Genomic DNA, 19,023 nt, shown 5'->3' on the forward strand with positions numbered 1-19,023 from the left:
TGTCATCAGTGCCAGGCTTACCAATAGAAGTAAACCCTCACAGTGATATGGATATTTCCGATATAAGATTACTTGTTACATGTAATAGTGGGCAATTTGTTTCATGGTCTGATTCAGGTGAAACGACTATTCTTGGAGATGAGTTTATATTACCGTTTGAAGAGGTAGTTTTATATTGGAGACCTGATAATGAGGAAGATAGTGGGACTGAAGAGAAACCCGTTGTAATAATAGGAACATACAATAAAAATCTGGGTATGTATAGCTTGATTTATACAGGTTCAATTAAAGAAAAAGAGGGGTATTATAGTATTGATTTCGATGTTAAACTTAAATGAAATTCAAGTTGTTATAGCATAGGGTCAAATGTAAGCGTATAAGTGTATCCCTCTAGCTTAGGATAGTTGCCAGGTGGGAAAAAGAAGTAAATGAAACTCATTGACAAATTGAAATTTCATGTAGCAGAATACTCATTAAAATTAATTATCTGATTAAGGCATGACAGGATAACTATTCATTATTTTAGGGAGGTAGAATGGGTAAACAAGGTCAAAATATCATTTTTTCAATAGTTTTGGCAATAACAACTTGGTTTGTTTTAGGTTATAATACTAGTTTAGAGTATGGATCTCCTGAAATATCTATAACAAATGTATTTGTGTTAATAATTGGAGTTACAATTACTTCGCTGATATACTATGGAGTAATTGCTTTCCTTAGATGGGCATTAGTAGGAGCATATATGCCATTAATTAATGATTTTAGATCGGGAAACAGCAAGCAACGGATGATTATCATTATTGCAGTTATACTGGTGCTGCTGCGTTTAATCAATACTGCAGTTCGTTAAGGAATATTGAGTTAACATTAGGATTTCAAATTCAACCTAAGTAGAATGTTACGGGTTTTTTGTAAATTACTTGTGACTGACCACTCCAAACATATGGAGCAGCGAAACGGATATTTATTGATACCTGTTCTATGAAATAACTATTGAGTATTTGTATTCCTGAAATCAGGTAAAAAATTTTCATGAGTTTGCAAATTATGGAGACGATAAATGAATAGAAATAGAATGAGATTTGTTGTAGCTGCTATTTTTATAGTTTTAAGTATTTTACTTATTATAACAAAGAAAAATAATTTAGTTCGCTATTATAATTATGTTGCAGAGAATAATGACAATGATATTGTTTACACTTATAATGATGAGTTACTAAATCTGAAGTTAAGATGGATAAACGAGGAAATTACAAAAGGTCCCTATAGTTTATTCTTATCTGTAGAAGTAGAGGATAATGAAATCAATAGTGTTTACATTGAAAACATAGATATTGTATCATCTACTGAAGTAAATTATAAGTTTAGTAGTGATTTATCTGAGCCTTTAAGTGTTTATGATGTAGAAAAAAGAGATAATCACATAAAATATAGCGAGGAAACCGATAGTATAAGTTTCTATCAGTTTGAGGATTCTTTTAACTTTGATTTTGAAGGGAATGAAGATTTTCTATTAAAGCTTAAATTAAGATGTAAAGGACAGACTATCGATGAAGTTAGATTGGTAGAAGTCAACTATAAGCCTTATGTAGATGAGGTATATGCACCTATTTTGTAATGTAGATTAATATTGAATTTATTCACACCAATGATATCAAAGATACTATATGTTTAGTGTAAGATAAAAGTACAGAAAGTTGCAAAAGTAAATTCCATAAAGTTGCAAGTGGAAATTCCATAGTATTGCAAAAATCCATTGCAGGCAAAAACCAAACACCATATCCTTGTATCTGACCAAAGAATGCAAGGAGGAAAGGAGATTGCTTACAATGGATCAAATACATGATATCAGATATCGCTTTTATGAGAAAGGGGAGAATATCTCCCAAATTGCATCAGTGTTAACAATAATTGTTGGAGTAATGAAAGGAATCAGTGCTAGAAACCGACAGGAGGAAGTAAATGATTAGAAAATATAAAATTGCTATAATGATATTACTTTTGATGATTGTTGCTAGTTCATGCACTAGCACTCAAGAAGAAGTAGACTATGTAACAATATATTCCATTGCACTTGATTCCGTCATTTCAGTAAGTGAGGGATTGAACCATGACATGAAATACATTGCCATTGATACTGCGACATTAGAAGGCGCAACAGAGGAAGATATTGAAGAAGTGATGACATATTTCGATAAATATGGGGTTGATGTCCTGGATGAATCTTTTGATTCTTTAAGGGGAAAAGGTATGGTCATTAATAATGACTATTTGGATGGCGTTCTGTTGAGAGTAGAGAATGTTAATAAGCTTACTAATAAGAAGGCAGAGTTAGAGGTCTCAAAATATAAAGCTGGATTAGGTGCTGTAGGTATAATATGTGACTTGATTAACGATGGAGGAACATGGAAGTTAAAAAGCGTACAGGAGAAATGGATAAGTTGACAAAAAAAGGAAGTATAAGAAAGGTTGCCTTACGTATATTAATTCTTACGATTATATGGTTTATGATACATATTTTGGTTATAACAATTGATGGATTAAATGATGAACTTGGATATGTTGATGTGGCAGTAGTATTAGGCAACAAGATAGAAGAGAATGGTGAGCCGTCAAACCGCTTAAAGAGTAGGCTTGACAAGGCTATTGAATTATATGAAAAGAATTTCTTTGATTACATAATAGTAAGTGGTGGTGTAGGTAAGGAAGGTTTTGATGAAGCTGCTGTAATGAAAGAATACCTCGTCAATGAAGGAATTGCTGAAGAATACATTCTAGTTGACAGTAAAGGAAATAATACTATGTTAACTGCGGAAAATACAAGAAGTATGATGGATGAATATGAGTTTGATTCAGTAATGATTATTACTCAGTTTTACCATATATCACGTTGTAAATTGGCGTTTTCAAAAGTAGGATTTGAAGAGGCTTATTCGGCACATTCGCAGTACTATGAACTTAGGGATATATATTCAATGATTAGAGAATTTGCAGGCTATTATAAGTACAGATTTTATTATTAGTAGAGGGTGTTTCTATGAAAAGAATTAAGAAAATTATAGTAGTCTTGATGTTGTTATTAGCCCTATACTTTGTTGGATTCATTCCCCTTGAGTACAATGTATCTTATGAAGGCATAAAGTATAGAAATTATAATTCCGATTTTTCTGAAAAAATCAACATACAGTTAATCGGAACAAGGTTAAACAAGCTGTATAAATCCGATGAATTCTATGGAAAGATAATAATTGATGGAGTTGAATATTCAAAGATTAAAATAAAACCTGATAAAGATAATCAAGAAATATTGACAGGGTTTGTACAGGAGATAGGAGAATTTGAAACGTTGGGGGCAATTTTTACTAATAGTAATCTTACTGAATTCTGCATTCAATGGTTTGAAGTAAGTGATGGAGAAAAGTTTTGGAGTAGTGTTGATGGTCTCATATATTAATTCCCAGCAAAGACAAGTGATGAGGCGGTAAGGATAGAAGACAGGCTTTTAGTAAAGTGGAGGAGCAGGTATCATGAATAAAAAGAATATAATTTTAATAGTGGTTATTTTTATAATAATACCAGGATTGATTAATGCCGTCTCGATTCAGGATAGTAGTCCCAGTGATGATAGATATGTAGAAATAGTACAAGCCATTATTGCAAGTCCGAAATCGGCGAAATTATTACATGATGGTCAAGATATAACAATTGATTTTCTTAATGAGTATAAAGAGTCAATTGAAAATGGAGACTATTCTGATGCTGTTGACTACTTGAAAGAAGGTGGTATCAGCATTAGTATTCAAATTAACGGCAGAAATGAGTTTTTATTGGATGGAATGGAGTGATTGATGTGAAAAAGGGATGTGGTTTGTATCAAATGTTGATGATCTCATAAATGAGAACTATGAAATAGTCTATGACAAGGTAGTAAGTGCAATGATGGAAGATAGTTGTAAACATATTGATTAGGGATTACCTTGAAAAGAGAAGCTTGTATTATATTTATCGAAATAGATGAAGAATCGTCTTGACATAAATAAATCGTATCAGCAGGGTTACACAACTTAGATTTTATGGCATGCTATTTATTATTAAGGGAGGCAATGATATGAAAAGGAATATATTAATTGGTTTGATGGTTGTATCTCTGCTTATAACTCTAATTGGATGTACTAAGAATGATATCAATAATCGGTTAATTGATAATACTAAGCTTATTGAATCCTTGGATTATAAGTTTTCAAACTATAAAATAAACTATGAAAAGTATGAGCAAGCAATTACGGATTTAGCTGGAAAAATAGAAATGGAAGAAAATCTGAACAGGAATTTTCCATCACCGAATGAGAAGATAGAAATGCTGTCGGAAGAAGATTTAATTGTTTGGGCTAACACAAGAGGAACGTATTCTATAGATGTTGAAATATCTAATGTTTATGATTACCTGGATATTAAGTACATATACACGAAAGCGACCATTGTACCTGATAAGAACAATAAAATCGGGGTTGAACTGACAGAAACTAGAAGATATGTTTATGTTTTAGAAGATGATCAATGGATCTTGGTTAATATCGAAAGAAGAATGTATGAGAAGGATATTAAAATCAATGATATGGACCTTGTACAATTTGACAATGAGCTGGTTGAATATGTGGAGATATTTGATCCTCTTGAAATGTGATTCAAAAATTACTGGTATCTGTTTGATGATTTCTTAGTCATTAACCACCCCTACAAATCTTGCTAATGTTTGTCAACCCCTAAAGTAGCAGTTTCTGAAGAATTGTTGATATGATTTTGTAGAAAAATGGACGACCTTAAAAGACCTACTGTTTTGTAGATTTTGAATCTAATATAGAATTACAATGAATCTACTGATAAAGCTCCATTGCACGGGCATAATAAATTCTAAGGAACTTGTTAACACCTGCCATTTTGGCGACTTTAAAGGGTTTACCTTCTTGTTCCTTTTTGACCATAAAAAGATAGATAGGATCAGTTTGAGGTTTGGATGCTTTAAGAGTTTGCATAACCTCGTAGCAAGCTTTTCTTAAAATTGGACTACCACGTTTCGATATGTGACGATTTGTGCTTACAAACTGTCCAGATTGGTATGGAGGAGCGTCATTGCCTGCAAATGAATTCAAGGCTTTACCGCTATGGAATCTTCTTATATCGCCGATTTCAGCCAAGATTACCGGACCAAGACGATCACCAACACCATACATTGCTCGTAAGATTTTGTATTCCGGTATAGTTTCAGCTATATTCTGCATTTGAGTGATTACTTCGTCCGCAGCATTCTGAGAAGCTGATACTAAATCGACTAATTGTTCCTGAGCAGATAAGGTATAAATATTATCACCACGTGTGGTTATACTGTCATGAGCAAGCTCAAATATGGATAAGCCTTTTTTAGGTGCATAGCGATCTTTGGTCTTTTTCATAAGTGTCGCATAAGTAGATAAAAAGCTTCTTTTGCCCATTTTTATAATGGTATCATATGAACCATATCGTTTAATGAAGAGAAGTAATGCACATCGCTCTGGATGTCGACTTGAAAGCTTTAGTAATGAGGTAATCCCAGGCATAGTTTCGTCTAGGAGATTTAGTAACTGTACTTTTGCCTTTGTAAGATATGATATTCTTTGGTTGTATTGCCTGGAAAGGAATTTTAAGTCTTCGTATTTCTGATCTAGAGAGCTGTAGGGCTTTAGCATATATGATTTTTCTAGAGCGAAAGTTGCAATGCGAATAGCATCCTTTTTATCAGTTTTGGTTTTATGAATTTCAACATCTCCGAACTTTTTCATTTGGTATGGGTTGACGAGGCAAACTTGAAATCCTTCGTCTTGAAGTTTTTTCAGAACGGGGTAGTGGTAATGTCCTGTATACTCCATCAGGATGATAAGTGGTTCACTTAAATTTTTCAGATATTTTACAAATGCATTCATCTCTGTTTGATTATGACTCATATCAAAGGGTTTAGCACGAATGCTGCAATCACTGTTAAGTATTGCAACTGTACTTTTGTTTTTAGAAATATCAATTCCAACAGCAATCAAAATAGTACCTCCTTAATATTGAATAGTTTTGATTAGTTCCAACTCTTCAAGATCCATTCATATTCGTGAGTTAAACGGGAGTGATAAGATCATCCCAACTTGCTTAATCGAACGCTGGACAATGAAGGTTGGCTAACAAATTTGTGGACGGGCGTGGTGTCCCAATTGAAAATTACGTTAGCCAATCACCTTCATTATAAATAAACAAGTAAAGGTTATAAAACCTCTACTTATATATTACGAATTGAAAGTTAGGTCCTAATATCGTTGAATAAATCGCAGGTGTTATTTGATTCATTGATGTAAGAATATCTAGAATATGAGAAAGGAGAATTTTGAAATGGCTAAAAAAGCAATTATTATAATCCCAATAGTTGTAATTATATCACTTATCTTAGTGATGATGATTAAATTTAACGATGGGTACGCCACTATGGAAGAAGCATTATCTCCTTCAAATCCGCAAAGCATAAATATCTTACATGAAGAAAAAATGGATGATGGTATCGTTGTTTTTTATAATCATTCGGGGTGGGGAGATTTTTCAAGAGCTACTGTAAAAAAAAGCACAGTTGGAAGATTTAAGATACTTTATAGTGGTGTGTCGGGAGATATACAGAGAGTTCTAGATAAACGAGGAATATCATATTCTTATTGGCCTGCTATAGAAAATGCCTCACCACCTTTATATTGTGGCGTGATTGATTCATCGATTAAACAAGTAAAGATTGTAGAAGGAAAAAGAAACTATGAAAGGGAAGCAAAAATTATCGAAGTAAACGATTTTCGCATTTGGCTTGTATACATGGATCAGTTTCAAGGCTCTAAATTTAATATAATTGGTATTTCAGGAGACGGTAAGGAAGTAATAAGCATTGAAGATAGCATATCACCACGTTATATAGAGGAAAAACCACTTAAAGGTTATGAATAGTAGGCTACGGGTAACTATTAGATGGCTGTAAGAGTTTTTATCGTCCACATAAATTGAAATCTGTGCGAGTAAATGGAAGAGAGTATTCTAGCAATAAGAAGGAGATGAATTTCATGAAAAAATATAAAGAATTAAAAAAGTTGTTTCTTATTTTGCTTAGCATAAACATATTAAGCTATTTAACAATAGGAACTTATAAGACTCCGCATATGATTGCAACATCTTTAGGTATTTTTTGTTTAAACATTTTAAATAATATTAAAATTCAAAGGAAGATAAAGGTATTAATTGCGATTCTAATTATTGGTGCAAGCGTTGGAATCCAAATGTATTTAATTGGTATGAATAATGATTTATACCTTTATTCAATTGCTATGATTTTCTATAGTCTTGAAAAGAAGATTTTCTCAAAAAACGATGAAATCAAAGCTGTTTAGTATAATGATGACAACATATCAATTTAAAGTAATATGAATGTGCATATGTTGAGGGAATCGAGTTAACAGTAGAACCCTACAACTTAAAAGTTTAACAAGAATTGAATGTAGGGATTGAATTCCATTGTTTTACGTTAAATGCATTTCATGTGATTTTTCAATTCACCTGACGACGAGGAGAGAAGTAAATGAATTGGCTTGACGAAGTGCAAAATAGAATAAAAAGAAAAAATCAGATTTTGTTTGACAAAAACAGTGAATTTTTAGCCGATTTGGCAGCATTGATTCAGGAACAAACTCATAGGACAATGGTTTTATGGGCATTTGAATTTGCCGATGAAGCGGTTCAAAGGTTATTTGAACATTATCCGAACGAAAAACGACTAAAAACTGCTGTACTGTTATCAAAAGATTGGGCAGCTGGGAAAGTGAAAATGCCGGTGGCAAAACGAGCAATTTTACAGGCCCACAAAGTGGCAAAGGAAATTGAATCTCTTGAAGATATAGCTTTGTGCCATGCTATCGGGCAAGCTTGCGGTGTAGTTCATTCAAAGGGGCATGCCATCGGATTTCCAATCTATGAGTTAACGGCTATAGTAAGACACTATGGTGTACCAGAATGCAAAAGTGTTGTTGAGGAGCGTAAGCAACAATATATTGAACGAATATATTATTGGCGAGATCATTTTAAGGACTATCCGTGCGAATGGGCGGATTTTATGATGAAGGATTGATATAGTTGATGATGATGCTAAATAAATAGGAGGAATTATGATAAAAATTGAAATACCGGGTATAAATGAGTTGAACATTGAAAATCTCGTTCTTGATTACAATGGAACCATTGCTTGCAACGGAAAAGTAATCCCCGGGGTTATGGAAATGCTTCAACAAATCAAATCAAAAGTTACCGTTTATATCTTAACAGCTGATACCTATGGTACCGTAAAAAAAGAATTTGAAAATACAGGTATTGAAGTTCACATTTTAAAAAGTGATAATGGTACACTGGAAAAATGCGAATTCGTTAAAAATTTGGGTTCAGAAAAGACCATTAGTGTAGGTAATGGAAATAATGATGCTGCCATGCTTAAAGAAAGTGTTCTTTCAATAGCTATTATGGGTGGAGAAGGCTGTTCTTTTAAAGCATTAGCGAACGCAGATATTGTGGTGACTAATATTCTTGATGCATTATCATTGGTTGAAGATCCAATTAAGATCAAAGCCACGCTGAGAAGTTAATATGCTTAAATGCTAAAGTTATTGCGGTATTATAATCAGTTGCATACATATAACATCTTGCCAAAATTAAACTTTAAATAAAAAATAATTAAGGAGATTGGAGAAGAATATGGAAAATAGAGAAAACATCGTTTATGAGTATTTAGAGAATCTTGGAATAAAGTATGAGAAGAGAGAGCATCCTCCTGTCTACACTTGCGAAGGGGCTGCCGAGTTCACGGGAGACATGAAGGGCATGCATTGCAAAAATCTGTTCTTCAGAAACAAAAAGGGCAAGAGGCATTATCTTGTAATTTTTGATGAAAGGAAGGAAGTCAATATTAAGAATATTGGATTAAAAGTTGGAGAATCCAACCTGAGTTTCGCATCTGAACAGAGGATGATGAAGTATCTTGGAGTAACACCTGGAGCAGTATCGGTGTTCGGACTGATCAATGATATGGAAAATGATGTTCAGGTTTATATAGATAAGGACGTATTGGAAAGTGAATATGTGAATTTCCACCCCAATGTAAATACTGCCACTTTGAATCTTGCCATTGATGATTTCAACAGGTTTCTTGAAAACTGCGGAAATGAAATAAATGAAATCATTTTATAAGTTGAAATGCCGGGGTGTAAATACAGCTGTAAACACTGAAAACAGCAAATGATAGAGAATATTAAAAATAATCAAATATTTCTTTACAAACAAAAAAATAGTGCTATAATAACCTTTGTATAGGAAAGTAGTTACAAATAAATAGTGTTCGGATGATGGTGCAGGAAGATAAACGACCTGTATCGGACGGGCCTCTGGAGAGACTCATTGTGAGCACCGAAGGGGAAAACCGCGACTGCGGCTAAACTCTCAGGTAAAAGGACAGGGGATATATTCACAAGGATATATTTTTGTATAATGGAGGCTGAATCATAAGATTCGGCCTTTTTCTATGTCTGGACTATTAATATGTGAAAATCACAAGTTTTGATTACCTGCTCACTCGGAATGTCAATCTTGATTAATAAGGTTGATTGACGTACCTGGAATTCGAGAACTCGCCAAAACTCATGATTAATCTATTTAGAGGTTGATCTGAAGAAAAATCAATTTGAAAGGACATGGAATTATTATGGAAAGTATTTTAAGCATCATGGGAAAAATCGACTCATTTGTTTGGGGACCGCCTCTACTAATATTGTTGGTTGGCACGGGTATCTACCTGACTGTAAGACTTGGACTTATTCAGGTAATCAAGCTGCCTCTGGCACTGAAATATCTGTTTTCAAGGGACAAGGATTCGGCTGCAGACGGAGATGTGAGCAGTTTTGCTGCACTTTGTACGGCTCTGGCTGCAACTATTGGAACTGGAAATATAGTAGGAGTTGCTACTGCAATAAAGGCCGGAGGTCCTGGAGCATTGTTCTGGATGTGGATGGCTGCATTCTTCGGAATGGCTACAAAATATGCTGAAGCCCTCCTGGCCGTCAAGTACAGGGTGGTTGACGATAATGGACAGATGTCAGGCGGACCAATGTATTATATAGAAAAAGGGCTTGGAAACAAGACTCTTGCAAAGATGTTTGCAATATTCGGCATAGGGGTGGCATTTTTTGGAATTGGTACATTCCCGCAGGTTAATGCAATAGCCAGTGCCGTAAATATTACATTCAATGTGCCAATAATGGTCAGTGCTGTTGTACTGACGGTATTGGTGGCACTTGTTACTCTTGGAGGAATAAAGAGCATATCAAAGGTTTGTGAATTCATTGTACCCTTCATGGCAACCCTCTATATAATAGGATCACTTACAATACTGGTTTACAACTACAGTCTTGTACCTGGGACGCTGGCTTTAATAGTCAAAAGCGCTTTTACACCAACGGCTGCTATGGGAGGATTTCTAGGTACTACTGTGATGAAATCCATTCAAAGCGGTGTGGCAAGGGGTGTTTTCTCTAACGAATCGGGACTTGGATCGGCTCCGATTGCAGCGGCTGCGGCAAAGACAGACTCGTGTGTGAAGCAGGGTCTCATATCCATGACGGGAACATTTTTTGATACAATAATCATCTGTACCATGACCGGTGTAACTCTTGTTTTGACAGGAGCATGGACTTCGGATTCTGCAGGAGCTGAGATGACTACAATGGCATTCAGTCAGGGGCTTCCTTTACCGCAGATAGGACAGCTTATTGTTACCGTAGGGCTCATATTCTTCGCCTTCACTACAATACTTGGCTGGAACTATTACGGTGAAAGATGCACAGAGTATCTTTTGGGTGTAAAGGGAATCAAGCCCTATAGAATGATATACATAGTGCTGGTTGCATCGGGAGCGTTTTTGAAGCTGGATCTTATATGGGTAATAGCGGATATAGTAAACGGACTGATGGCTATTCCAAACCTTATAGGAATACTTGGACTAAGTGGCGTTATTATCTATGAAACCAAAAAATATTTTGAAGAACTTGGCACCGAGAATTCAAGGAAAAAGATTTCTGCATAAAGCGTTGCAATTTATGATTGATAATTATGCAGCAAAAGATATGATATAAATCAATATATTCGTGTTATGAAGCCGGAGAGAAATCTTCGGCTTTTACTGTGGATTTCAAGGTTAAAAAGTACGGTTGAAATGTGCAAATATCTTGAATTTAACAGACCATTAATGGTAACATTGTAGTGGATAATTTGTAATATACTTAAGGGAGAATTTAATGACTAAAAATATTGAATATACGGGATTCGAAGTAGGACCCATCAGACCGCCAAGTGAGGCGGAAAGCCTTCTCATAAGGGTTACAAGGAACTGTCCATGGAACAAGTGCAGGTTTTGTGGCTTGTACAAGGGCAAAAGTTTCAGTGTAAGGCCAAAGGAGCACGTAATAAAGGATATTGATCTGGTGAAAGAATGTGTAGATACGATAAATGACTATAAAGAATCAATGACCGATGATCGGGACAGGAAAATGAGCGAGTTTACCGACAAGCTTGGTGAAAGCGGAATGTGGGCATATCAGTCGGCTCTCATGTGGATGAGGAGCGGAATGAAGTCAGTATTCATACAGGATGCAAACAGCATGGTAATAAAAGCCGACGACATGGTTGAAATATTGAATTACCTTAGAGCGGTTTTTCCCGATATTGAGAGGATAACAACCTATGCAAGGTCCCACACCATAGCAAGGATGAATGAAGATGATCTGAAGAGAATAGCGGAAGCAGGCCTCAACAGAATTCACATAGGTATGGAAAGCGGTTGTGACAAGGTTCTGGAGCTGGTTGAAAAGGGAGTTGTAAAGGAGCAGCATGTTACGGCAGGCCAAAAGGTGATGAGATCGGGAATTGAGCTTTCAGAATACTACATGCCGGGACTCGGGGGTCTGGAATATCTGGAAGAGAATGCAATTGAATCTGCAGATGCATTGAACCAGATAAACCCCGACTTTATAAGGATAAGGACTCTTGCCGTACCTGAAAAGACTCTTCTCCACGAGGATTATGAAAATGGAGTTTTCAAGAGAACTACGGATGTGGACATGGTAAGGGAACTGCTTATTTTCATCAGGAACCTTGAGGGAATAACCAGTACGGTAAAAAGCGACCACATACTCAATCTTGTAACGGAAGTTGAAGGAAAGCTGCCCGAGGACAAGGAGAAAATGGTCGAAGCCTTGGAAAAGTTTCTGTCCTTCAGCAAGGAAGATCAGATGATCTACAGGATAGGAAGAAGGATGGGGATCATGAACAGGCTCTTCCATGTTGAAAACGAGTCCAAAAGGAAACGGATAATGGAAGTGATCGAAAAGAATAATATTAATCTTGGAAATATTGATGCAGTAACGGACAGTCTAATAAAACGATTCATATAGGATACGGGAGGGATTCGGTGAAGATAGAAATACTATCGGCGGATATAAGAAAAATTGACAGATACTGTGTAGAAGTATTGGGGATTCCTGAAATGATACTAATGGAAAGTGCAGCCCTGAGTGTCTTGAAAAACATTGATACTGAAAACATTACTGCAATTACCATTGTTTGCGGTACTGGAAACAATGGTGGGGACGGTCTAGCCCTATCCCGTTTGCTTAGTGCCGAGGGCATTGAAACAGAAATATATATAATCGGCAGGATTGAGAAAATGTCTCCTGCCTGCAGAAAACAATATGAGATTCTCAAGAACATGGATATGGAGATAAGGGTCATTGAGTCACCGGAAGACATAGGCGATCTTGAAATATCCATGGGGAAAAGCCAGATGACTGTAGATTCAATTTTCGGAATTGGATTGAAGAGGGAACTGAACAGCCTGTATTCAACAGTATTGGATGCCATAAACGACAAGTCCGGGGAAATCGTCAGCATTGATGTTCCTTCAGGCATGAATTCGGATACAGGAAGGATTCTGACCAACTGTGTCAAAGCGAACATGACGGTATCCTTCATAGGAAGGAAAAAGGGTTTCGCAAACATGGAAGAATATACAGGGAAAGTGATTGTTGAGAATATTGGCGTTTCAGATATCACTGTGAAAAAGGCTCTTGGTAGTATATAATGACATTATATGGAAGGAAAATGGTATGAAATTCAGATACAAGATGGAAATAGCATACGACGGCACAAGGTATCAGGGGTGGCAGCGGCTTGGAAATACTGACATGACAATACAGGGGAAAATCGAAGGGGTATTGTCCAGGTATTTGGAAAGAAATATGGAAATAGACGGATCTGGAAGGACCGATGCTGGGGTTCACGCGCTGTGTCAGACTGCCAGTTTCGAAACCTGTGAAAAAGTGGACAGGGAAGAAATGTTGAAGTGTTTCCAGAAGTATCTTCCGGAAGATATTCAGATTAGGAATATATTATTGGAAAGCAGTGATTTCCACGGAAGATACAGCGTCAAATCCAAGGCTTACAGATATGTCATAAACAATAATGGTTTTAACGATATATTCAATAGAAAGTATCAGTGGCATATAACAAGAAAGCTTGATGTCGAAAAGATGAGAAAAGTAGCAGAGGTTTTTTCAGGAAGTCATGATTTTACCGCATTCACAACTGTTAAGTCAAAGAAGAAATCTATGGTCAGAAATGTAAAGTCTTTGGACATAAGTGAAGAAAAGGGCATCTTATATATTAGGATAGAAGCCGACGGATTCCTTCACAACATGGTCAGGAAGATAGTTGGCGTCCTTGTGGAAGCAGGACTTGGCAACATGACCTTTGAGGAAGTGCGAAGGATACTTGAGGAAAAAGACAGGGCTGCAATCCCGTATATGGCTCCGGCTCACGGACTTTTTCTTGAAAGTGTGGAATATTAGCGATTCGACGTTTTTTCGAGTATTTGGTATATAATGAATTATAGATGAAATACTAGGAGGATAAATATGAAGCTGAATGTTATTAGGAAAGAAGAACTGGTTGTCAATAAATGGTCGGGAGGCACGACTACGCAGATAGCAATATATCCTGAGGATGCAGAGTACAAGAAACTGGATTTTTTGTGGAGAATCAGTTCTGCCAGGGTTGAAGCAGAAAAGTCAGAGTTTACCCCCCTTCCCGGAGTGGAAAGGATACTCATTATCCTGGACGGAGAGCTTAGGCTGGAACACAAGGGTCACCACAGCAAAGAGATGAAGAAATACTCTATTGATTTTTTCAGCGGCAGCTGGGAGACCACCAGTGAAGGAAAGGTTACGGATTTTAATGTCATGACCAGGGAAGGCTGCAGTGCAAAGGCTGATATAATAAATATGGGTGATGTAATGGATGAAATTCCCCTTGTCAATGGGACAAACATATTTTTCTGCAGTGAGGGTGAAATGGAGCTTGAAATCAACAGGACAAGTCTTGCTCTTGAACAAGGAGATACCCTCATTGCCGAAGTTCCCTATGATGATTGTGCAGCTGAAATAAAAGGAACTGGAAATGCAACCTGCATAAATGTAAAAATCACATATAATAAATAACGACTTCCTTAATCTAAAGGAGAGAGAAATGGAAAAAAAGTACATCTTATCATTTGACCAGGGAACTACAAGCTCAAGGGCGATTTTGTTTGACAAGGATGGAAACATCGTTAAAACGGCACAAAAGGAGTTTACCCAGATATATCCAAAAGCTGGTTGGGTTGAGCATGATCCCATAGAGATATGGGCTACGCAGTCGGGTGTTGCCAGAGAGGTCTTGGAAGCTGCAGGAGTAAATGCCGGTGAAATAGCTTCAATTGGCATTACAAACCAGCGTGAGACTACGGTGGTTTGGGACAGGAATACAGGAAAGCCTGTATACAATGCAATAGTCTGGCAGTGTAGAAGAACTGCTTCAATCTGCGACCAGATAAAAGCTGACGGAATGGAAGACTATATAAGGGAAAATACAGGCCTTGTTGTTGACGCATATTTTTCGGGAACGAAGGTCAAGTGGATCCTTGACAATGTTGAAGGTGCGAGAGAAAAGGCTGAAAAGGGAGACTTGCTTTTCGGTACAATAGATACCTGGCTTGTCTGGAACCTTACAAGAGGAAAGGTCCATGTAACCGACTATTCAAATGCATCAAGAACCCTCATGTACAATATAGCGGAGCTGAAGTGGGATGAAAAGATACTTGAGGAACTGAGCGTACCTGCATCAATGCTTCCTCAAGTGAAACCTTCTTCAGAGGTTTACGGAAAGACTGACGAGAGCATGTTCGGCGTTGAAATTCCAATAGCGGGAATTGCAGGAGACCAGCAGGCAGCCCTTTTCGGACAGGCATGTTTCGAGGACGGAATGGTCAAGAACACATACGGGACAGGATGCTTCATATTGATGCAGACCGGTGAAAAGATGGTACACTCGAAGAACGGTCTTCTCACTACTATAGCGTGGGGAATAGACGGAAAGGTTGAGTATGCCCTTGAAGGATCCGTATTCATGGGCGGAGCTACAATCCAGTGGCTGAGAGACGAGTTGAGGCTCATAAACGATGCTGCAGACAGCGAATACTTTGCGAGCAAGGTGAAGGATACAAATGGCGTTTATCTGGTTCCTGCATTTGCAGGACTGGGAGCCCCATACTGGGATATGTACGCAAGGGGGACCATAGTGGGACTTACCAGAGGTGCCAACAGAAACCACATCACAAGGGCGGCACTAGAATCCATAGCATATCAGTCAAAGGATGTAATAAGGTCCATGGAAGAGGATTCGGGAATCAAGCTTTCCACATTGAAGGTCGACGGAGGAGCAACTGCAAATAATCTTTTGATGCAGTTCCAGTCGGACATTCTAGGTGTTGAAGTGCAGAGACCAATGGTTACCGAGACTACAGCATTGGGAGCTGCCTACCTTGCAGGACTTGCAGTAGGATTCTGGAAATCAAAGGATGAGATTGCTGCAAACTGGGCGGTGGACAAGAATTTCCTTCCCGAGATGGGCGAAGAAGAAAGAACCAGACTGTACAGAGGCTGGGAAAAAGCAGTAGGCAGATCAAAGGACTGGGAAAGGTAAGAACTTTACATATCCATTCAGATATAGTATAATTAGTTAAATGAAATATTGAGGCAAGAGTAATGAGAGCCGTTAAAAATGTATCTACGAAAGTAGGTGTGTTTTTAGCGGCTCTTTTGTTTATTGGAGTAAAATAACAGGAGGGCATTCTATGTATAATGTTGCAGTAATAGGAGCGGGAGTTATAGGTACTGCCATAGCAAGGGAATTATCAAAATTCGACCTTAAAATAGTAATACTGGAAAGAGACAATGATGTGTCAAGCGGATCTACGAAGGCAAACAGCGCAATAATACATGCAGGATATGATGCGCACTTCGATACATTGAAAGGAAAGATGAACGCAAGGGGAAACTATCTTATGGAGGATGTATGCAATGAGTTGAATGTACCCTTCAAGAGAATAGGATCCCTTGTCATAGCAAGAAGCGAGAAGGAGTTTGAAACCGTCAAGGAGCTTTATGAAAATGGATTGAAGCTTGAAATACCCGGTATGGAAATAATAAGCGGTGAAGAGGCAATGAAGAGGGAGCCCAACCTTGCGGAAGGTGTTCTTGGAGCACTGTATGCACCAACTGCGGGAATAGTGGAGCCTTGGGAACTGGCTATGGCATATGCGGAAAATGCAATAGACAACGGTGCCGAGTTGAGGCTCAACTTCGAGGTAAGAGAAATAGAGAAGAAGGAAGACTGTTATTCAGTGAGATCTGAAAAGGATTCAGTGGAAGCTGAATATGTTATCAATGCAGCAGGCCTATATGCAGACAGGATATACAACATGGTCGCTGATTCAGAGTTTGAGATCCATCCTAGAAGGGGTCAGTACTACCTTCTTGACAAGGAAGCGGGAGGACTTATAAATCATGTGGTGTTCCCGTGCCCCAATGAAATGGGGAAGGGAACCCTGGTGGCTCCTACAATAGACGGGAACATACTAGTAGGACCGGATTCGGAGGACCTTGAACGGGAGGACAAGGAGGCTGTAAACACCACCTATGACAGGCTTGACCGTGTCAAGAAACTGGCAGGAAACATTAGCGACAAGATTCCATATAAATTGAACATAACCACATTTGCAGGACTTAGAGCTGAACCTTCCACTGACGATTTCATCATTGAGGAATCAAAGCAGGCAAAGGGATTTGTAAATGCTGCAGGAATGAAATCCCCGGGACTTTCGTCAGCCCCCGCAATAGCTGAATATGTAGTTGGAATAGTTGAAAAGATGAGCGGAGGACTTCAGAAGAATGAAAACTTCAAACCTGTAAGAAGGAAGAGAATCAAGTTTGAAGAACTCTCGGATGAAGAAAAGAATGAAATGATCAAAAAGGACAGCAGGTACGGGCGAATCATCTGCAGATGTGAAATGATCACCGAAGGCGAAATTGTAGATGCAATACACAGAAGCGCGGGAGGAAGAACAGTTAACGGCATCAAGAGAAGGTGCAGGCCCGGGGCAGGAAGATGCCAGGGAGGATTCTGCGGACCCAGGGTGATGGAAATCCTTGCAAGAGAACTGAACGTACCAATGGAAGAGGTGCTGATGGAAAACAAGGGTTCCGTAATACTGACTGGAAAGACAAAGGTGGGAGGCTAACATGATGAATTATGATATCGTAGTTGTAGGTGGAGGACCTGCCGGTCTTGCGGCAGCCATTGAGGCAAAGAAGGAAGGGGCGGAATCCATACTTGTAATAGAAAGGGACAGGGAGCTGGGAGGAATACTTCAGCAATGCATACACAACGGTTTCGGCTTGGTCGTATTCAAGGAAGAGCTTACGGGACCCGAATATGCGGAAAGATTCATAGACGAACTGGCAAAGGAAAACATAGACTACAAGCTTGACACCATGGTGCTTGAAATCAGCGAAAACAGACAAATCACGGCAATGAACACAAAGGACGGCCTCATGAAGATACAGGCAAAGGCCATAGTGCTTTCAATGGGATGCAGGGAGAGAACTAGAGGTGCCATAGCAATACCAGGATACAGACCTGCAGGAGTATTCAATGCTGGAACGGCTCAAAGATATCTCAACATGGAAGGATACATGGTAGGAAAGAGGGTCGTAATCCTTGGATCTGGCGACATTGGCCTCATAATGGCCAGAAGGATGACTCTTGAAGGGGCGAAGGTTCTTGCTGTTGCAGAACTAATGCCTTTCTCGGGAGGACTAACAAGAAACATAGTCCAGTGTCTTGACGATTACGACATCCCCCTGAAGCTCAGCCATACGGTAACGGACATCAAGGGAAAAGACAGGGTGGAGGCTGTTGTAATCCAGAAGGTTGATGAAAACTTCAAGCCCATACCCGGGACCGAGATAGAATACGAATGCGATACCCTGCTCCTTTCAGTAGGACTGATTCCCGAGAATGAGCTTTCAAGAGGAGCGGGAATGGAAATAGACGCCAAGACGAGCGGGCCCGTTGTATATGAATCAATGGAGACTTCAATAGAGGGGATATTCGCCTGTGGAAACGTCGTTCATGTACACGACCTGGTGGATTTCGTAACAGAAGAGAGCAGAAGGGCAGGAAGGTCTGCAGCGAGGTTTGTACTTGAAGGAAGGGCTGACGGCGACAAAGTAATTGAAACGGAAGCACTGTCGGGAATAGGATACATAGTGCCTCAGAAGGTAAGAGTAGATGAAGTGGATGAAAAGCTTGCCCTTTTCATGAGGGTGACAAATGTATACCGTGACGCAAGACTTTCAGTTAAGGCTGATGGGAAGGAAATATATTCGGTAAGGAAAAAGCACCTTGCACCCGGTGAAATGGAAAGAATTGACATCAGGAAGGAACTCATAGGTGAAAATATTGGGAAATTAACAGTGGAGGTAATTTAGGAGTGATAGGATTGAG

22 protein-coding genes and 1 riboswitch are annotated in these 19,023 nt (G+C 38.3%); of the genes, 21 read left to right on the plus strand and 1 reads right to left on the minus strand.

Annotation, left to right across the window (positions count from 1 at the left end; genetic code table 11):
• The 8 genes from BUB05_RS18740 to BUB05_RS14590 form a co-directional block, all read left to right on the plus strand.
• The coding region (locus BUB05_RS18740; protein WP_175548575.1) for a hypothetical protein at nt 1-338 on the plus strand (338 nt) is incomplete at its 5' end.
• A gap of 197 nt (nt 339-535) precedes the next feature.
• Nucleotides 536-850 (plus strand): hypothetical protein, encoded by a 315-nt coding sequence (locus tag BUB05_RS14560; protein ID WP_073050354.1) that lies wholly within the window; start codon nt 536-538, stop codon nt 848-850.
• A 210-nt stretch (nt 851-1,060) separates the two neighbouring features.
• The gene (locus tag BUB05_RS14565) at nt 1,061-1,618 is read left to right on the plus strand and encodes a hypothetical protein (protein ID WP_073050355.1); all 558 of its coding nucleotides are present in this window, start codon (nt 1,061-1,063) and stop codon (nt 1,616-1,618) included.
• A 344-nt stretch (nt 1,619-1,962) separates the two neighbouring features.
• Complete coding sequence (locus BUB05_RS14570) at nt 1,963-2,445, plus strand: hypothetical protein (RefSeq protein WP_245819907.1); 483 nt, start codon at nt 1,963-1,965, stop codon at nt 2,443-2,445.
• Nucleotides 2,406-3,023 (plus strand): YdcF family protein, encoded by a 618-nt coding sequence (locus BUB05_RS14575; RefSeq protein WP_245819909.1) that lies wholly within the window; start codon nt 2,406-2,408, stop codon nt 3,021-3,023. The genes BUB05_RS14570 and BUB05_RS14575 overlap by 40 nt, the downstream gene beginning before the upstream one ends.
• 14 nt (nt 3,024-3,037) lie before the next feature.
• Nucleotides 3,038-3,454, plus strand: a complete 417-nt coding sequence (locus tag BUB05_RS14580) for a hypothetical protein (protein ID WP_073050356.1) — start codon at nt 3,038-3,040, stop codon at nt 3,452-3,454.
• A gap of 73 nt (nt 3,455-3,527) precedes the next feature.
• On the plus strand, nt 3,528-3,845 hold the full coding sequence (locus tag BUB05_RS14585) for a hypothetical protein (protein ID WP_073050357.1): 318 nt from the start codon (nt 3,528-3,530) through the stop codon (nt 3,843-3,845).
• A gap of 263 nt (nt 3,846-4,108) precedes the next feature.
• Nucleotides 4,109-4,684 carry a hypothetical protein gene (locus BUB05_RS14590; protein ID WP_073050358.1) on the plus strand — a complete coding sequence of 192 codons (576 nt, stop codon included), beginning with the start codon at nt 4,109-4,111 and terminating at the stop codon, nt 4,682-4,684.
• 190 nt (nt 4,685-4,874) lie between these two features.
• Here BUB05_RS14590 and BUB05_RS14595 read toward each other — a convergent pair whose 3' ends face one another.
• Nucleotides 4,875-6,068 carry an IS110 family RNA-guided transposase gene (locus tag BUB05_RS14595; RefSeq protein ID WP_073050359.1) on the minus strand — a complete coding sequence of 398 codons (1,194 nt, stop codon included), beginning with the start codon at nt 6,066-6,068 and terminating at the stop codon, nt 4,875-4,877.
• Nucleotides 6,069-6,408: 340 nt separating this feature from the next.
• Between BUB05_RS14595 and BUB05_RS14600 the strand changes: the two genes are divergently transcribed.
• The 13 genes from BUB05_RS14600 to BUB05_RS14660 all read left to right on the plus strand — a co-directional run bounded on the left by BUB05_RS14600 (nt 6,409) and on the right by BUB05_RS14660 (nt 19,007).
• Entirely contained in the window at nt 6,409-7,002 is a 594-nt protein-coding gene (locus BUB05_RS14600) for a hypothetical protein (protein ID WP_073050360.1), read from the plus strand.
• Between the two features lie 113 nt (nt 7,003-7,115).
• On the plus strand, nt 7,116-7,439 hold the full coding sequence (locus BUB05_RS14605) for a hypothetical protein (protein ID WP_073050361.1): 324 nt from the start codon (nt 7,116-7,118) through the stop codon (nt 7,437-7,439).
• Nucleotides 7,440-7,627: 188 nt separating this feature from the next.
• Entirely contained in the window at nt 7,628-8,173 is a 546-nt protein-coding gene (locus tag BUB05_RS14610) for a putative immunity protein (protein ID WP_073050362.1), read from the plus strand.
• Between the two features lie 37 nt (nt 8,174-8,210).
• A complete protein-coding gene (locus BUB05_RS14615; RefSeq protein WP_073050363.1) occupies nt 8,211-8,681 on the plus strand; it encodes an HAD family hydrolase in 471 nt (156 codons plus the stop codon).
• Nucleotides 8,682-8,790: 109 nt separating this feature from the next.
• Nucleotides 8,791-9,282 carry a prolyl-tRNA synthetase associated domain-containing protein gene (locus tag BUB05_RS14620; protein WP_073050364.1) on the plus strand — a complete coding sequence of 164 codons (492 nt, stop codon included), beginning with the start codon at nt 8,791-8,793 and terminating at the stop codon, nt 9,280-9,282.
• A gap of 184 nt (nt 9,283-9,466) precedes the next feature.
• Nucleotides 9,467-9,557, plus strand: a riboswitch (glycine riboswitch).
• A 236-nt stretch (nt 9,558-9,793) separates the two neighbouring features.
• A complete protein-coding gene (locus BUB05_RS14625) occupies nt 9,794-11,170 on the plus strand; it encodes an alanine/glycine:cation symporter family protein (protein ID WP_073050365.1) in 1,377 nt (458 codons plus the stop codon).
• 211 nt (nt 11,171-11,381) lie between these two features.
• Entirely contained in the window at nt 11,382-12,536 is a 1,155-nt protein-coding gene (locus BUB05_RS14630; RefSeq protein ID WP_073050366.1) for a radical SAM protein, read from the plus strand.
• 17 nt (nt 12,537-12,553) lie between these two features.
• Complete coding sequence (locus BUB05_RS14635) at nt 12,554-13,222, plus strand: NAD(P)H-hydrate epimerase (protein ID WP_073050367.1); 669 nt, start codon at nt 12,554-12,556, stop codon at nt 13,220-13,222.
• Between the two features lie 25 nt (nt 13,223-13,247).
• Nucleotides 13,248-13,988: a tRNA pseudouridine(38-40) synthase TruA gene (gene truA / locus BUB05_RS14640; protein ID WP_073050368.1), complete on the plus strand. Its 741-nt coding sequence runs from the start codon at nt 13,248-13,250 to the stop codon at nt 13,986-13,988.
• A gap of 66 nt (nt 13,989-14,054) precedes the next feature.
• On the plus strand, nt 14,055-14,636 hold the full coding sequence (locus BUB05_RS14645; protein WP_073050369.1) for a HutD/Ves family protein: 582 nt from the start codon (nt 14,055-14,057) through the stop codon (nt 14,634-14,636).
• A 28-nt stretch (nt 14,637-14,664) separates the two neighbouring features.
• Nucleotides 14,665-16,158: a glycerol kinase GlpK gene (glpK, locus tag BUB05_RS14650; RefSeq protein ID WP_073050370.1), complete on the plus strand. Its 1,494-nt coding sequence runs from the start codon at nt 14,665-14,667 to the stop codon at nt 16,156-16,158.
• A 151-nt stretch (nt 16,159-16,309) separates the two neighbouring features.
• Nucleotides 16,310-17,755 carry an NAD(P)/FAD-dependent oxidoreductase gene (locus BUB05_RS14655; RefSeq protein WP_073050371.1) on the plus strand — a complete coding sequence of 482 codons (1,446 nt, stop codon included), beginning with the start codon at nt 16,310-16,312 and terminating at the stop codon, nt 17,753-17,755.
• 4 nt (nt 17,756-17,759) lie between these two features.
• Nucleotides 17,760-19,007, plus strand: coding sequence for an NAD(P)/FAD-dependent oxidoreductase (locus BUB05_RS14660; RefSeq protein WP_073050396.1), 1,248 nt, complete (start codon nt 17,760-17,762; stop codon nt 19,005-19,007).
• Nucleotides 19,008-19,023: the final 16 nt, after the last annotated feature.

It is taken from the genome of Dethiosulfatibacter aminovorans DSM 17477, from assembly GCF_900142005.1.
GTDB lineage: Bacteria > Bacillota > Clostridia > Tissierellales > Dethiosulfatibacteraceae > Dethiosulfatibacter > Dethiosulfatibacter aminovorans.

What these genes read in the sequence shown, in the direction of transcription:
- BUB05_RS14560 (WP_073050354.1), top strand. Translation starts at nt 536, where the DNA reads ATGGGTAAACAAGGTCAAAATATCATTTTTTCAATAGTTTTGGCAATA.
- BUB05_RS14565 (WP_073050355.1), top strand. Translation starts at nt 1,061, where the DNA reads ATGAATAGAAATAGAATGAGATTTGTTGTAGCTGCTATTTTTATAGTT.
- BUB05_RS14570 (WP_245819907.1), top strand. Translation starts at nt 1,963, where the DNA reads ATGATTAGAAAATATAAAATTGCTATAATGATATTACTTTTGATGATT.
- BUB05_RS14575 (WP_245819909.1), top strand. Translation starts at nt 2,406, where the DNA reads ATGGAAGTTAAAAAGCGTACAGGAGAAATGGATAAGTTGACAAAAAAA.
- BUB05_RS14580 (WP_073050356.1), top strand. Translation starts at nt 3,038, where the DNA reads ATGAAAAGAATTAAGAAAATTATAGTAGTCTTGATGTTGTTATTAGCC.
- BUB05_RS14585 (WP_073050357.1), top strand. Translation starts at nt 3,528, where the DNA reads ATGAATAAAAAGAATATAATTTTAATAGTGGTTATTTTTATAATAATA.
- BUB05_RS14590 (WP_073050358.1), top strand. Translation starts at nt 4,109, where the DNA reads ATGAAAAGGAATATATTAATTGGTTTGATGGTTGTATCTCTGCTTATA.
- BUB05_RS14600 (WP_073050360.1), top strand. Translation starts at nt 6,409, where the DNA reads ATGGCTAAAAAAGCAATTATTATAATCCCAATAGTTGTAATTATATCA.
- BUB05_RS14605 (WP_073050361.1), top strand. Translation starts at nt 7,116, where the DNA reads ATGAAAAAATATAAAGAATTAAAAAAGTTGTTTCTTATTTTGCTTAGC.
- BUB05_RS14610 (WP_073050362.1), top strand. Translation starts at nt 7,628, where the DNA reads ATGAATTGGCTTGACGAAGTGCAAAATAGAATAAAAAGAAAAAATCAG.
- BUB05_RS14615 (WP_073050363.1), top strand. Translation starts at nt 8,211, where the DNA reads ATGATAAAAATTGAAATACCGGGTATAAATGAGTTGAACATTGAAAAT.
- BUB05_RS14620 (WP_073050364.1), top strand. Translation starts at nt 8,791, where the DNA reads ATGGAAAATAGAGAAAACATCGTTTATGAGTATTTAGAGAATCTTGGA.
- BUB05_RS14625 (WP_073050365.1), top strand. Translation starts at nt 9,794, where the DNA reads ATGGAAAGTATTTTAAGCATCATGGGAAAAATCGACTCATTTGTTTGG.
- BUB05_RS14630 (WP_073050366.1), top strand. Translation starts at nt 11,382, where the DNA reads ATGACTAAAAATATTGAATATACGGGATTCGAAGTAGGACCCATCAGA.
- truA (WP_073050368.1), top strand. Translation starts at nt 13,248, where the DNA reads ATGAAATTCAGATACAAGATGGAAATAGCATACGACGGCACAAGGTAT.
- BUB05_RS14645 (WP_073050369.1), top strand. Translation starts at nt 14,055, where the DNA reads ATGAAGCTGAATGTTATTAGGAAAGAAGAACTGGTTGTCAATAAATGG.
- glpK (WP_073050370.1), top strand. Translation starts at nt 14,665, where the DNA reads ATGGAAAAAAAGTACATCTTATCATTTGACCAGGGAACTACAAGCTCA.
- BUB05_RS14655 (WP_073050371.1), top strand. Translation starts at nt 16,310, where the DNA reads ATGTATAATGTTGCAGTAATAGGAGCGGGAGTTATAGGTACTGCCATA.
- BUB05_RS14660 (WP_073050396.1), top strand. Translation starts at nt 17,760, where the DNA reads ATGAATTATGATATCGTAGTTGTAGGTGGAGGACCTGCCGGTCTTGCG.